The following is a 14,585-nucleotide window of genomic DNA, read 5'->3' on the forward strand; positions in this document are numbered from 1 at the left end:
GAACTAAAAGAAGAATTATTACAATATTTATATTACTATAATCACGAAAGACCACATCAGGGAATTGATGGAAAAAAGCCAATTGAAATGATAAATCCGTTACCGAAATAAGTGACTTTTACAATTTCGACGAAGGAGAAATCTTAGCAAGTAACTCCGCAACGAGAATCCAATCTTTGTCGAGCTTCTCGTGGAGATTTCTCCTTCGTCGAAATGACAAAACAAGCGTTGATTGGAATCTGTCACCAAGTGACAACAAATTGCTGAAGGATTTTGTTTAATTTAGAAGTTTAAATTTTCGAATCATGAAAAACGAAGAATTACAAGCCATAGCCTCTCAATTAAAACATCCAACAGGAGAAAAAGGAATCGAAATGGCCAATATGATGAACGAAACGAACATCAATATGACCAAACATTCGATTCAAAATCTGAATATTTCAAAAGAAAATAGAATTCTAGAATTAGGTCACGGAAACGCTGGGCACGTAGAATTTCTATTCGAACAAGCAGAAAAAATTAAATACTACGGACTGGAAATGTCGGAACTGATGTTTCAGGAAGCGCGTCAGATCAACCGAAATTTTGTTTCTCAAAAACAAGCTTTCTTTTCTCTTTATGATGGGAATACAATTCCGTTTGAGGATGGATTATTCGATAAAATATTTACTGTAAATACAATCTATTTTTGGCAGAAACCCGAAGAATTGCTTTCAGAGATTTACAGAGTTTTAAAACCAAATGGAAATTTCTGTTTGACATTTGCAGAAGAAGATTTTATGAAAAAACTGCCGTTTACGCAATTCGAATTTGAATTGTATAGTACAGAAAAAGCGCAGGAGTTGATCAAAAAATCAGATTTTAAAATCGTCTATACAGAAACACAGACTGAAAAAGTAAAAAGCAAAACCGGCGACTTGGTTGATAGAGCTTTTACAACTATTGTTCTGGAGAAGTAGTTGAAATTTTAAACACATAGAAACATAGATTTTTCTTAATTTTAGTTGAGAAGAATTAAAAGAAAAATACATTTTTCACACATAGCTATGTTTGTTTTAAATAAGTGAAACGCCTTTATAGACAAAGAGAACGTTTCTATGTGTTAAAAAATAAAGGTTGCTGAATTCTAAACCCTTGTATCATTATGGAAGTTAAGAAAATCAATTTTTTACAGAGTTACAGCAGCATTTTATGGCTTCTTGGCGGAATTATAACTGGAAGTATTTTTGGATTGGTTTTCGGAGAAAAAGTTTTAATTATAAAACCACTTGGGGATATTTTTCTAAACTTACTTTTTACAGCCATTATTCCCCTTATCTTTTTTACAATTGGTTCTTCGATAGCGAATCTGGAAAGAACGGAGAAATTAGGGAAACTGTTTATCATCATGATTCTAGTTTTTCTAGGGACAATTTTGATATCAGCAATTGTAATGATCTGCGCTGTTTATCTTTTTCCAATTCATGAAGATATTGCTATTGCCAAAGTTCCGTTTGAAGAAGTAGCATCAGGATCAGCAGGAGATCAGATTGCAAAACTGCTTACAGCAAATGATTTCTTTGAATTATTATCTCGAAAAAGCATGCTAGCCTTGATCATTTTCTCCTTTTTAGTCGGTTTTTCCACTTTACAGTCAGGAGAAAAAGGAAATGCTTTCAAAAGTTTTCTAGATTCAGGAAACGAGGTAATGAAACAGCTTCTGAACATCATAATGAAATTTGCACCAATTGGTTTAGGAGCTTATTTTGCTTATCAAGTTGGCGTTTTTGGACCGCAATTGTTGGGAGTTTATGCAAAACCGATGGCAGTTTATTATGCAGCTTGTGTTTTCTATTTCTTTGTGTTCTTTAGCTTATATGCTTTTGTCTCTGGCGGGAAAAGAGCTTTTAAAGTTTTCTGGAGTAATAATATAGCACCGTCATTAACAGCAGTAGGAACTTGTAGCAGTATTGCGACTATTCCAGCCAATTTAGCTGCAGCAGAAAAAATGGGAATTCCGGCTCACGTACGTAATTTGGTAATTCCGCTTGGAGCACCTTTGCATAAAGATGGATCGAGTATGTCGTCCATCTTAAAAATAACTTTTTTGTTTGCCATGTTTGGTAAAGATTTTTCAGATCCGATGACGATTCTTTTAGCACTCGGGATTACAGTTGTAGTTTCAATTGTCGAAGGAGGAATTCCAAACGGAGGTTATATTGGAGAAATTTTAGCCATTACGGTTTATGGTTTTCCGATGGAGCAAGCTTTGCCAGTGGCTATGATCTTGGGGACATTGGTTGACCCAATTGCTACGTTATTAAACGCCAATGGAGATGTAATCTGTTCTATGATGGTTTCGAGATTCTCTGAAAAGACGAAGTGGTAGCTGTTCTTTAAAACAATCAAAATTTTTATTAATCTTCCTTATCCGCGCAATCTGCGCGACATAACTAATACAACAAACTTATGAATTCAAAATTACAGCATGATCTCAACGATTTTGAGAATATCTTAGAAAAAACAAAACAGCACGGAATTGGTTTTCTGAATAATATCGAAAATATTCCAACGTCTAATACCTATTCAATAGATCCTAAAACGGAGCTAAACGATTTAGGTTTAGGATCTATTGAAGCTTTGAAGGAGTTTAATGAAAGATTAGCTCCATTGATGGTTTCTTCGCCAGGGCCGAGATATTGGGGATTTGTTACTGGCGGCTCAACACCTGCGTCTATTGTAGGCGATTGGCTAGCGACTGTGTATGATCAGAATACTCAAGCTGTAAAGGCACAAGGAGGAGCATCGGCATTAATAGAGTTTGAAACCATCAATTTATTATTGCAATTGTTAGAACTTCCTGATTCATTTTTAGGCGGATTCGTTACTGGCGCTACTATGTCAAATTTTACATCTCTTGGTGTTGCCAGACAATGGTTTGGTAAGCAATTCGGGAAAGATTTCGCTAAAGACGGAATTTCAGAAACTGTCAATATTCTAACAGCAACGCCGCATTCTTCTTCTATAAAATGTTTATCGCTTTTAGGAATTGGAAGCCAAAATTATACAACTGTAAAAACAATCGAAGGAAATCGTGAAGCTCTTGATATTGCTGATTTGGAAGAAAATATAAAGAAGTTAGAAGGAAAACCTTTCATCTTGATTTCTAGTGCAGGAACTGTAAATACTGCCGATTTTGACGATTTTGAAGCAATTGCTGCATTAAAAGAAAAGTACAATTTCTGGTGGCATATTGATGGCGCTTTCGGTGGATTTGCAGCGGTTTCAGATAAATATAATCATTTGGTAAAAGGTTGGGAAGGGGCAGACAGTATTACGATCGATTGTCATAAGTGGCTCAATGTACCTTATGAAAGTGCTTTTTATTTAGTTAAAAAAGACCATATAAATCTGCAGATTGAAACATTCCAAAATTCTAATGCACCATATTTAGCTAATCCGCTGGAGAATTTTAATTACTTGAATGTTCTTCCTGAAAATTCACGTCGTTTGCGTGCGTTGCCTGTATGGTTTTCGCTTAAAGCTTATGGGAAAGAAGGCTTTAGAGATATTGTCGAAAATAGTACAGCATTGGCTTTGCATTTTGGAAATGCTCTAATAGAAAATGATTTTGAGCTGTTGGCACCAATTCGTTTAAATAATGTCTGCTTTACACTCAAAGGAGAACACAATCAAGAAAAAGTAAGTCAGTTTTTATCTGTTTTGAATGATACAGGAAAGGTATTTATGACACCAACGGTTTATCAAGGTAAAAAAGGAATCAGGGCTTCTTTTGTTAACTGGAGAACTACAGAAGATGATGTCAAACTTGTAATTGAGGAAATGCGAGAAGTCCTTTCAGAGTTATAAACTTTATAAAAGTAGAAGAGCCTGTTTGAAGGAACAGGCTCTTGACTAACACAAAAAAAACAAAAAACAAGGTATTTAAAGAACGAAATTTTAAATTCGGTATGTAAATGCAATTGTCGCAATACGATTATCTAACTCATATCTTTTATCAATAGTAGTTTGAGCAACTGCAGATTTAATAGTAAAATTGTTGGTATTGAAAACATCGGTAAAATTGAGTTTGATGTTTCCTTTTTTGGCTAATATTTGTTTTGAAATCCCAATGCTGAAATCAAAGAAGCTATCTCTCTGGTAAATTCCAAGATTTGATTTGGACTGATATTGTGCATTTCCTTCCGCTTTCAGAGTTTCAGTTATAGCAAAAGAATTTTGCACGCTTACATTCAAAGTCATCATAGGATCGATTGTATTGCTGTTTAAAATGTCTCCCATAAATTTATTTTCAAAAACATTGAATAAAGTGTTTACAGACCACCATTTGTTTAGCTCAGACGTATTGGTAATATTGATCCCATAATTGTATGATTTATCAACATTTATTTGCGTTGTGACAGTGGTGTTAGTGTCAGGATTGTAATTGTACACTTCCGTGAAAACGTCTTTGGTGCTATTAAAATAAAGAGAAGCCATAAAATTGCTTTTCCATGCATAACCAATTTCCATAGCATGAGTAATCTCTGGAATCAAGTTCGGATTTCCTTGTGAATAGTTGAACGAGTCATCATAAAAACGAAATGGATTCAAATCAAACTGGCTTGGTCTATTAATTCTTTTACTGTAAGATGCATGTGCAGAATGATTACTCGTGAATTCATACTTTAAGGAAAGACTCGGGAACCATTTCAAATAATCATCTTTGTGTTCTTCATTCAATGTTTTCTGATCAATATTGATTGCGGTGTATTCACTTCTTAAACCTGCTTGAATGTTTAATTTTTCTAACTGATATTTGTAGTTGGCGTAAGCCGCGTAAATCTGTTCATTATATTCAAAATGATTGGTCGAATTAAAATCGATAAGCCATTCCTTATTTTCATAGTATTCGTAAACAGATGGATTATCATTATTTTTAATGCTGGCTTTGAAACCCCATTCAATAGATTGTTTTTCCTTGAATGGATTTACAAAATCAAGTTTTCCAGTAAAAACTTTTAACTGAGAAGGGATGTAACCACGTCGGTCATTTACAACAGTAGCATTTGCTGTATTATCTGCGCTTTGAAATTGGTTCGATCTAAACTTTGATGTTTCGTATTCAAAGTCAAAAGACATGTTTTTTCCTTCTGTATTAAATTTATGAACTCCAGAAAAAGCATACGTATAATCATTCCATTTTTCTTTGCTATCGTTATAAGTCAAAGCATCAAAAATGGGCTGATTTGAAGTATTAAATACTGTATTTGTTCCATCAGCCATATTTTCATATCGTCCGATTTTGGCATCTACATAAAATTCCAAATTTGTTTTAGGGGAAACCTCATATTGTGTTCCGATCTTGAAATTATTAGAAGTTAAAGGTTCATCTGTAATTGATGTTTGGTGGTTTTTAGATATAATTTCCTGATGCGTAAGATCTGTATATTGAGTCTGATCGAATTTTTTATGTTCTTCTTCGCCTCTAAAAGTATAGCTGTAATTTCCGAAAACGCCCCACTTGTCCTTATTATAATTTAAGTTGAAGCCAGAATTGGTTCTGTTTTTTCGCCCTCTTCCATAACTCGCAAAAGCAGTGCCTTTTAAGCCCGAAGCATTTGGTTTTTTGAGGATAATATTAATGATGCCCGCTTTTCCTGCTGCATCATATTTAGAAGAAGGATTGGTAATTACTTCAATTTGTTTGATGTTGGAAGAGGTTGTAGCCTTTAGATAATTCGCCAATTCTTTTTGAGAAAGCTGTGTCAGTTTACCGTTTATCATTACAGCAACACCTTGCTGTCCGCGAATAGACAAATCGCCATCCTGAGACACGACAACGCCTGGCGCACGAGATAAGACGTCAAGCGCGGTCCCGCCTTCAGAAACGATGCTGTTTTCTACATTGAAAACAAGACGATCCGATTTTTGAGTATAAAGTACTTTCTTTTTAGTAATCACGATTTCATCTAAAGCATTTATAGCTGTTTCAACAATACTATCTGTTTCTTTTTCTTCTGTCTGTGAATATCCATATACCGAAAAAGCAAGCATCATGGAGGTTATAATTTTTTTCATGCTGTTTTAATTTGACCGATTCTAATCTTGTTTTTTATCAGATTTATTGAAGAACAATTCGTTCCAATTCTTCTGAAAACTTTTTTTGAAGGTTTAACGCTTGATTTAAAACAACTGAAATGCGTTTTTTAAGGATATGGAGTATATGTAACATACTGTGGCATTTAAAATTTGATATGCCAAATATATAACTATTTATAATAAGTCTAAATAAAAATAGAATTAATTTTTCTAGTTTTAACGTAATTTCTTGATTATAAGAAGTGAATAAATAAAAAAAGCGGTTTGTTTTATTTAAAACAAACCGCTTTTCTAACTGTTAACCGTGACTGCGACTGAAAACTTACTTAGTAATTTCTCTAAAAACAGCTTCCAGATTTTTATTTTTCTGATTCAATTGTAATGTTTTTAAACCATTTTCGTTCGCAAAGTCAAAAATAGCTGGGCGCATATCTTTATCTGTAACAAAAGTCAACTCCCATGTCATGTCATGCGTATTAATGTAAGAAGAGATGTTTTCAAGTTTAGCCAAAAGCTGTTCTTCAACTTTGTAATCAAACTCTACTTCAATAACTTGCTCTTTATCTGCAGTAACTAAATGATCTAATTTATTGTCTGCAACAATTTGTCCTTTGTCAATAATTATGACACGATCGCAAATTGCTTCCACTTCCTGCATAATATGTGTAGATAAAAAAACAGTTTTATTTTTCCCCGCATTTTTAATCACATTTCGAATTTCCATTAACTGATTCGGATCCAGTCCTGTAGTTGGTTCATCTAAAATTAAGACTTCTGGATCATGAAGTAGAGCGTTTGCCAAACCAACGCGTTGGCGATATCCTTTAGAAAGCTGCCCAATCTTTTTATGGCTTTCTGGTGTCAGTCCTGTCAGTTGAATTACCTCTTCGATTCTTGATTTGGGGACTTTATAAACATCGGCATTAAATGCCAAATATTCACGAACATACAAATCTAAATACAAAGGATTGTGCTCTGGCAAGTACCCAATTGAGCGTTGTACTTCTTTTGCGTTTGTCATGACATCGTGACCATTTACAAGGGCTGAGCCACTATCGGCAAGTAAATAAGTGGTCAAAATTTTCATCAAAGTAGATTTTCCAGCTCCGTTAGGACCAAGAAATCCCACGATTTCCCCTTTCTCAATTTTAAAAGAAATTTCATTTAAAGCTTTTTGCTCTCCGTAACTTTTTGATATACTGTTTACTTCTATCGACATGACTTTTTATTTGTTACAAAAGTAAACAGAAATAGTCTCTATTGCTAAAAATTTGTCTCCTAAAGTGATTATAAAAAAAACAGCAGCACCAGTATTTCACGGCATCGTTATTGTTAAAGGAATGCTAAAATTACAATAAAACCCAAATCATGAAAAAATTTTTAGTGATGGCTGCTTTAGCTATCTGCAGTTTTGCAAACGCACAAAAAGGAACAGTATTAGTTGGTGGAAACATCTCTTATTCTTCTGAAACAAGAGATTACGGTAATGCTGAAAGAAAATCAAACGAATTTGCTTTTTCTCCAAAAGTAGGTTACCAATTTCACGAAAACTGGACAGTTGGAGGTGAGTTTACAGTTGCTTCTTCAAAAGATGATCAAGGTGTAAATGAATACAAAACTAATACTTCTAGATTTGGTGCATTCGTTCGTTACACTATGCCATTAAGCCAAACTTTCTCAGTATTCGCAGATTTAGGAGCTGGTTTCCAAAACAGAACTGAAAAAGATTACATCGGAGCAAACTACTCAAAAGCTAAAGGAGATGGAATGTACATTGGTGTAGTTCCAGCTCTTTTCATTAACATGAAAAAAGGTTTTGGTCTTAACTTTAGCATTGGAGGTTTAGGATACGAAACATTAAATTATGACAACAACGGTCCAGATGTAAGCAAATTTAATTTCAACTTTGGTAAAACAGCAAGTATTGGAATTTCTAAAAACTTCTAATCTTTAGTTTTATATTCAATTTCAGAGAGCGCTCCAAACGGAGCGCTTTTTTTTATAACCATTTCTTGTTGTTATTTTAATTTCTAAGCTATTTAAGTTGAGTTGTTTTTAATTAATCGTTAAGAAAATAACTACAGTTATGTATTGGTATTTTAATTGTTTGTTGTATGTGAAATCTTAATAAATATCACAAATGAAAAAAATGCTACTTATTCTTGCATTAGCTATGGTTAGCTTTGCAAATGCCCAAAAGGGAACAATTTTAGTTGGAGGAAATATTGGTTATACTTCTTCAAATAGAGATTTTCTAACATCAAATGAAAAATACCGTGATTTTGGTTTTTCTCCTAAAGTAGGTTACCAGTTTCATGATAATTGGACTGTCGGAGGAGAATTCTCGATTGGTTCTTCGAGAACTGAAATTGAAGGTAGAATGACTGGAAAAGCAAATAATTTTAAAGCGGGTGCTTTTTTACGTTATTCTGTTCCTTTGACTGAAACTTTTTCGGTATTTGCTGATTTAGGTGCTGGTTTTCAAAATCAAAAAAGAACTGTCACTTCAGTAGACGCAGAGAACGAATTCAAAGGAGATGGTTTTTACACGGCTATTATTCCGTCTCTTTTTATTAATATGAAAAAAGGTTTTGGATTAAATTTTAGTATTGGAGGTATTGGTTATCAAACTTGGAGTTTTGATAATGAAGGACAAAAAAATAAGGAGTTTAATTTCAATTTTGGAAAAACAGTAAACATCGGAATTTCTAAAAACTTCTAGGTTTAAGTTTTAGCTAAACATGAAAAAGCGCTCCAATTGGGGCGCTTTTTTTTGCTAAAGTTCTTCTGAAAATTAAACTTGAGGTTTAGCCCCGATAGAAGCGGTATCCTTTTTCTGGCTTCTTTAGCCAGGAAAAGATATAGCGTATAGCGGGACAGAAGCTGTTTTGAAAACTAAAATTTTCTGCTTCTAAAAAATAATACCAGCAAAATGTAGCCGAACCGAATCATAACTAATATTCGGCCTCATTTGCTGGCATAAAAAACAAAAATATATTCTAGGTAAAACTATTAAGTAACAGGATTTTCTACTGCAGCTCTCATTTCCTGAGCTGCATTTACCATTTCGATTAAAGCTTTTTTAGTTTCATCCCAATGACGGGTTTTTAAACCGCAATCTGGATTTACCCAAAGCTGGTCAACAGGAATTACAGCAGAAGCTTTTTCTAATAAACGAACCATTTCTGCACTTGATGGAACACGTGGTGAGTGAATGTCATAAACTCCAGGGCCAATTTCGTTTGGATATTTAAAGTTTGCAAAAGCATCTAAGAGTTCCATTTGAGAACGTGAGCATTCGATTGTGATTACATCAGCATCCATATCGGCAATATTTTGGATGATGTCGTTGAACTCGCTGTAACACATGTGTGTATGAATTTGAGTATCGTCGTTTACACCACTTGCAGAAATTCGGAATGCTTTTACAGCCCAATCTAAATATTTTGCCCATTCTTCTTTTCTTAACGGAAGACCTTCACGAATGGCTGGCTCATCGATTTGAATGATTTTGATTCCTGCTTTTTCTAAATCGACAACTTCATCGCGAATTGCCAAAGCGATTTGCGTACAAGTTTCAGAACGCGGCTGGTCATTACGTACAAAAGACCATTGCAATATTGTTACAGGTCCTGTCAACATTCCTTTTACCCATTTTGAAGTTAAAGATTGTGCATATTGAGACCATTTTACAGTCATTGGGTTTGGTCTTGAAACATCGCCGTAAATAACAGGAGGTTTCACGCAACGGCTTCCGTAACTCTGCACCCAACCGTTTTTTGTAAAAGTGAATCCGTCCAATTGCTCACCGAAATACTCAACCATATCGTTACGCTCAAACTCACCATGGACTAAAACGTCGATTCCAGTCTCTTCCTGAAAACGAATAGTTGCTTCGGTTTCTTTTTCGATTAAATCATTGTATTCTTGAGCTGTTAATTCTCCTTTTTTGAATCTCGCTCTCCAGCTTCTTACTTCTGCTGTTTGAGGGAAAGATCCAATTGTTGTAGTTGGAAATAATGGCAGTTTTAAAGCCTGAATCTGACTTTTTCTTCTAATGGCAAACGCGCTATTGCGTTTGTCGTCTGAAGCTGTGATTCCGGCTACTCGAGCTTTAACTTCATTATTATGAATTAATTTTGAAGTTTTACGGTTTTCGTTTGCCTGAACATTTTCTTTATAAGTGGCTGAGTTTTCTAGGTTCACTTCATTTGAAGCAAATTGTTTTAAAAGTACAATTTCGTTGATTTTCTGCTTAGCAAAAGCCAGCCATTGTTTGATTTCGGGAGTTAAGGTCTGATCGTTTGTTTCTAAATCTAAATCGCACGGGCTATGAATTAATGAACAAGAAGGCGCAACTAAAATTCTATTTTTGCCTAAAGCATCAGTGGCTCTTTTGATTAATTCTAAAGATTTTTTAAAATCATTTTTCCAGATGTTTCTTCCGTCAACAACTCCTAAAGAAAGATTTACGTTTGGAGCCAGTTTCCCTGATTCTAAAATATCATCTAACTGAAGCGGACAGCGAACTAAATCTAAATGCAAAGTATCAACTGGCAGAGCCAGAGCTGTTTCTAGATTTTCTCCAAAACAATCAAAATAGTTTGCTAAAATGATTTTAAGTTTTGGGAAACGAGTATTAATTTCGTTATACACTTTCGTGAAAGCACTTCTTTCCTTATCGGTTAAATTTAAAGCTAAGAAAGGTTCGTCAATCTGAATGTATTCTGCCTTTTCTGCTTGTAATTTTTCAAGAATTTCAAAGTATACAGGAAGTAAATTATCAAGAAGATCAATTCGGTTAAAGCCTTCTTCTTTTTCTTTTCCTAACAAAAGATAAGAAACGGGTCCAATTAAAACAGGTTTTGTCTTAATTCCTAGAACATTTGCTTCTTTAAACTCGTTGATTATTTTTTCTGAAAACAATTCGAACTTTTGGTTTTTTGTGAATTCAGGAACTATATAATGGTAATTGGTATCAAACCATTTTGTCATTTCCATCGCCACAACATCTTGTCCGTTCTTTTGAGATCCTCTTGCCATCGCAAAATACAAATCCAGAGCCGAATTGTTTTTTGCTAATTCGTGATAACGAGCAGGAATTGCTCCAAGAGTCAACGTAAGGTCTAAAACCTGATCATAAAAAGAAAAATCATTAGACGGAATTAAATCTACTCCTGCTTCAGCTTGTAATTTCCAGTTTTTAAGACGGATTTCTTTTCCTGTTTCAATAAGTTCGTCAGCAGAAATTTTTTCCGCCCAATACAATTCAGATGCTTTTTTGAGCTCTCTGTTGCTTCCAATTCGTGGATAACCTAAGTTGTTTGTTTTCATTTTTGATTCAGTATTTTTTACTGAACAAATTTACGTTCTTGGTTTTTATAACTTATATTTGGTCTTTATTTCAGTAAAATGCGTTTTTAAAATACTATTTTAAAGATTATTTTTCTGTATAGATGTCTGAAATTAACTTTTGGCAGTAAAAAAAACTATGGAAAATCTAGACAAAACCGATTTGTTGATCTTGAAATACCTTCAAGAAGACTGCAATATCAATACAAAAGACCTTGCGAGTAAATTATTTCTAACCGTTACGCCCGTTTATGAGAGAATTAAAAGATTGGAAAGAGACGGTTATATTACTAAATATGTTGCTCTTTTGGACAAGCAGAAAATGAACAGAGGGATGACTGTTTTTTGTAATGTGAGATTAAAAGAACACGCCAAAAATGTTGGAAGCAATTTTGTTAAAGATATTGTGGCACTTCCAGAAATTATAGAATGTTATAACATAGCTGGAGATTACGATTTTATGCTCAAGATTTTGGTGCAAGACATGGCTAGTTATCAGGATTTTGTAATGAATAAATTGTCTACGATTGAGAATATCGGGAATACCAATAGTATTTTTGTGATGGGAGAAATCAAGCACAGTACTGCTTTAGAATTTTAAAGGAGAAGAAAATCCTAAAATAAAATGTATTTTTGAAGTCTTAAATCAAGATTTAGATCATCAATCTAAAATCTTTAATCATCAATCTAAAATCAAATGAACTGGGAACAGCTATTATCATTAAAACGTCAAGGCGATACAAGCAAAAGATTACGTGTAGAACAAGATGATACTCGTTTGGGATTTGAAGTAGATTATGATCGAATTATTTTTTCTGCAGCTTTTAGAAGTTTACAAGATAAAACACAGGTTATTCCGCTTTCTAAAACAGATTTCGTTCACACACGCTTAACGCACAGTTTGGAAGTTTCGGTTGTTGGGCGCTCGCTAGGGCGTTTGGTTGGAAAAAAAATCATTGAGAAATATCCTTACCTGAAAGAAGTTCACGGTTATCACATGAACGATTTTGGAGCGATTGTAGCCGCAGCTTCGTTGGCGCATGATATTGGAAATCCGCCTTTTGGGCACTCTGGTGAAAAAGCAATTGGAGAATATTTTTCTATCGGAAATGGACAAAAATATAGAAATCAGCTTACAGATAAACAATGGCAGGATTTGATTGATTTTGAAGGAAATGCCAACGGATTTTCAGTTCTTACAGCAAGCCGTCCGGGAATTGAAGGTGGACTTCGTATTTCGTATGCAACTTTAGGAGCTTTTATGAAATACCCGAAAGAAAGTCTTCCGAAAAAGCCAACCAATAAAATTTCTGATAAAAAATATGGATTCTTTCAGTCTGATAAATTATTTTTTGAGGAAGTAGCCAAAGACATGGGAATGATAGCCAATAAATCTGGTGAAGATATTGGTTTCGAAAGACATCCTTTGGCTTATTTAGTCGAGGCTGCAGATGATATTTGCTACACCATTATCGACTTTGAAGACGGAATTAATTTAGGTTTGGTATCTGAAGATTTTGCTTTAGAATATTTGATTAATCTCGTAAAAGACAATATTGGGGTTTCTAAATACAAATCATTAACCACAAAAGAAGACCGTATTAGTTATTTACGAGCTTTGGCTATCGGAACTTTAATTAATGATGCTGTAAATGTCTTTGTTGAAAATGAAGAAGCAATTCTTGCAGGAAACTTTCCGTATGCTTTAACAGACAAAAGCAAATACAAAGCGCAGATGAATGATATCATTAAACTGAGTGTTGAGAAAATCTACCAAAGCCGTGAAGTGATAGAAAAAGAAATTGTAGGTTATCAAATCATTCAAACATTATTGGATAAGTTCATCACAGCATTCAATAATAAATATGAAGGAACGGCTTCAAATTATGACAAATTGATTTTGAAAATGCTGCCAGAGAAACACCATTTAGATAAAACTAATTTATACGAACGTTTATTGCATATTTGTCACTACGTTTCGCTTCTTACAGACGGAAACGCACTTGAATTATACGAAACAATTCAAGGACAGAAAAAGCGTTAAATCGATTCTTCTACAATAAAAAATGCCTCTTTCAAAATTAACGAAAGAGGCATTTTTTATTATTCTTATTTTATTTATTTGAAAGCGTAAACCAGACCAACTCCTAGAACTTGTCTTAATTGCATTCTTGGCCCGTCATTTACCTGAGTTGTTGTTCCTGTAGTTGGATCAACAACATCTTTTTTGGTTTTAATATCATCATCATAAATTAAGTGAACACCGATATTAGCTTTTACATAAGCGTTAACAACAAGATCAAGACGCGTATCATAATCAATATCGACATTTCCGAATTTGTTTAAGTAATCGGTATATAAACTTAATCTGTTTTCGTAAAAAACGTTTTTATAGATTTCGTTTTTCATATAAGCTGTAAAAAGAATACCAAATTCGGCTTTTACCTTTTGGCCATTTTCAATCAATATTTGCTGAGTAGGATCTAATGGGTCTGGTGCGTAAACCGCTTTTTTAACCCCGAAAGAACCTTGGTCTGCAAGATATTGATCAAGTACTAAAGTGGTTTTTAATGTAATAGGAGAGAAGTAAAATACTCTGTTTTTTTCTTTGTTTGAATTCTCTGCTCCGGCTCCTAGAAAGATATAAGCTGGTGCGAAAGGTTTAGAAATGGCAACATCACGGTTTGGATAATTATAACCATCTGTAAATTGTGTGTTGAAATTTAATTTAGAAGAGTAGTACCAGTCTGAAGCAGTATCTTTTCTGAAACCATAAGTAGAGTTAAACTGAAAGGCGTCGTCTGTTTTTCTTAACTCAATTCCGTCTTGTTTATTTAAGCCATATTTTACAATAAGCTCGTTTACCCATTTATGATTTTTCTTGGTGTAGGTTCTTCCAAATTCACCTTTAAATAATCCTGAAATAGAACTTGTTCCCCCCGCGCTCCAGTTTACAAAAGCAATTTCGGAAATGTCAAAACCAACCTGATTCTTTCTGCTCCAGTTGGATGGCGGTTTAGGTGCTTGATTCGGACTTAAAGTTGTTTGTATAATCTGGGCAAAGTTATTAGAAGTACACAAAAGCAATAATAGCAAAAGGGTAGAACGCAATAATTTCATTAGGTAATTTTTTTTTTGGTGTCGCAAAATAA

Annotated in this window: 11 protein-coding genes; 7 read left to right on the top strand and 4 right to left on the bottom strand. The window is 34.1% G+C overall.

The window, feature by feature from the left end; translation table 11 throughout:
* Positions 1 to 305 precede the first annotated feature (305 nt).
* The 3 genes from AC5ZCW_RS19760 to AC5ZCW_RS19770 all read left to right on the top strand — a co-directional run bounded on the left by AC5ZCW_RS19760 (position 306) and on the right by AC5ZCW_RS19770 (position 3,849).
* The gene (locus tag AC5ZCW_RS19760) at positions 306 to 959 is read left to right on the top strand and encodes a class I SAM-dependent methyltransferase (RefSeq protein ID WP_496121389.1); all 654 of its coding nucleotides are present in this window, start codon (positions 306 to 308) and stop codon (positions 957 to 959) included.
* A gap of 185 nt (positions 960 to 1,144) precedes the next feature.
* Positions 1,145 to 2,368: a dicarboxylate/amino acid:cation symporter gene (locus tag AC5ZCW_RS19765; RefSeq protein ID WP_343544358.1), complete on the top strand. Its 1,224-nt coding sequence runs from the start codon at positions 1,145 to 1,147 to the stop codon at positions 2,366 to 2,368.
* Positions 2,369 to 2,448: 80 nt separating this feature from the next.
* Entirely contained in the window at positions 2,449 to 3,849 is a 1,401-nt protein-coding gene (locus AC5ZCW_RS19770; RefSeq protein WP_496121390.1) for a pyridoxal phosphate-dependent decarboxylase family protein, read from the top strand.
* A 90-nt stretch (positions 3,850 to 3,939) separates the two neighbouring features.
* On the opposite strand, the gene AC5ZCW_RS19775 is transcribed toward AC5ZCW_RS19770, so the two are convergent.
* Entirely contained in the window at positions 3,940 to 6,060 is a 2,121-nt protein-coding gene (locus AC5ZCW_RS19775) for a TonB-dependent receptor domain-containing protein (protein ID WP_496121392.1), read from the bottom strand.
* 343 nt (positions 6,061 to 6,403) lie between these two features.
* The gene (gene gldA, locus AC5ZCW_RS19780; RefSeq protein ID WP_496121394.1) at positions 6,404 to 7,300 is read right to left on the bottom strand and encodes a gliding motility-associated ABC transporter ATP-binding subunit GldA; all 897 of its coding nucleotides are present in this window, start codon (positions 7,298 to 7,300) and stop codon (positions 6,404 to 6,406) included.
* Between the two features lie 149 nt (positions 7,301 to 7,449).
* Between gldA and AC5ZCW_RS19785 the strand changes: the two genes are divergently transcribed.
* Positions 7,450 to 8,028 (top strand): outer membrane beta-barrel protein, encoded by a 579-nt coding sequence (locus tag AC5ZCW_RS19785; RefSeq protein ID WP_496121395.1) that lies wholly within the window; start codon positions 7,450 to 7,452, stop codon positions 8,026 to 8,028.
* Positions 8,029 to 8,221: 193 nt separating this feature from the next.
* Positions 8,222 to 8,803: an outer membrane beta-barrel protein gene (locus tag AC5ZCW_RS19790; protein WP_496121397.1), complete on the top strand. Its 582-nt coding sequence runs from the start codon at positions 8,222 to 8,224 to the stop codon at positions 8,801 to 8,803.
* Between the two features lie 290 nt (positions 8,804 to 9,093).
* On the opposite strand, the gene metE is transcribed toward AC5ZCW_RS19790, so the two are convergent.
* Complete coding sequence (gene metE, locus AC5ZCW_RS19795; RefSeq protein WP_496121398.1) at positions 9,094 to 11,415, bottom strand: 5-methyltetrahydropteroyltriglutamate--homocysteine S-methyltransferase; 2,322 nt, start codon at positions 11,413 to 11,415, stop codon at positions 9,094 to 9,096.
* Positions 11,416 to 11,572: 157 nt separating this feature from the next.
* Here metE and AC5ZCW_RS19800 point away from each other — a divergent pair, with 157 nt between their 5' ends.
* Entirely contained in the window at positions 11,573 to 12,034 is a 462-nt protein-coding gene (locus AC5ZCW_RS19800; protein WP_201998764.1) for an Lrp/AsnC family transcriptional regulator, read from the top strand.
* 96 nt (positions 12,035 to 12,130) lie between these two features.
* Entirely contained in the window at positions 12,131 to 13,477 is a 1,347-nt protein-coding gene (locus tag AC5ZCW_RS19805) for a deoxyguanosinetriphosphate triphosphohydrolase (protein WP_496121399.1), read from the top strand.
* Positions 13,478 to 13,551: 74 nt separating this feature from the next.
* On the opposite strand, the gene AC5ZCW_RS19810 is transcribed toward AC5ZCW_RS19805, so the two are convergent.
* Positions 13,552 to 14,553, bottom strand: a complete 1,002-nt coding sequence (locus AC5ZCW_RS19810; RefSeq protein WP_281634743.1) for a DUF3078 domain-containing protein — start codon at positions 14,551 to 14,553, stop codon at positions 13,552 to 13,554.
* Between the last annotated feature and the right edge of the window lie 32 nt (positions 14,554 to 14,585).

This window comes from Flavobacterium sp. PLA-DH12, from assembly GCF_059511845.1.

Bases quoted from the DNA above. Each gene is read 5' to 3' on its own strand.
- AC5ZCW_RS19800 (WP_201998764.1), top strand. From the start codon at position 11,573: ATGGAAAATCTAGACAAAACCGATTTGTTGATCTTGAAATACCTTCAA.
- AC5ZCW_RS19770 (WP_496121390.1), top strand. From the start codon at position 2,449: ATGAATTCAAAATTACAGCATGATCTCAACGATTTTGAGAATATCTTA.
- AC5ZCW_RS19785 (WP_496121395.1), top strand. From the start codon at position 7,450: ATGAAAAAATTTTTAGTGATGGCTGCTTTAGCTATCTGCAGTTTTGCA.
- AC5ZCW_RS19805 (WP_496121399.1), top strand. From the start codon at position 12,131: ATGAACTGGGAACAGCTATTATCATTAAAACGTCAAGGCGATACAAGC.
- AC5ZCW_RS19765 (WP_343544358.1), top strand. From the start codon at position 1,145: ATGGAAGTTAAGAAAATCAATTTTTTACAGAGTTACAGCAGCATTTTA.
- AC5ZCW_RS19790 (WP_496121397.1), top strand. From the start codon at position 8,222: ATGAAAAAAATGCTACTTATTCTTGCATTAGCTATGGTTAGCTTTGCA.
- AC5ZCW_RS19775 (WP_496121392.1), bottom strand. From the start codon at position 6,060: ATGAAAAAAATTATAACCTCCATGATGCTTGCTTTTTCGGTATATGGA.
- AC5ZCW_RS19810 (WP_281634743.1), bottom strand. From the start codon at position 14,553: ATGAAATTATTGCGTTCTACCCTTTTGCTATTATTGCTTTTGTGTACT.
- gldA (WP_496121394.1), bottom strand. From the start codon at position 7,300: ATGTCGATAGAAGTAAACAGTATATCAAAAAGTTACGGAGAGCAAAAA.
- AC5ZCW_RS19760 (WP_496121389.1), top strand. From the start codon at position 306: ATGAAAAACGAAGAATTACAAGCCATAGCCTCTCAATTAAAACATCCA.
- metE (WP_496121398.1), bottom strand. From the start codon at position 11,415: ATGAAAACAAACAACTTAGGTTATCCACGAATTGGAAGCAACAGAGAG.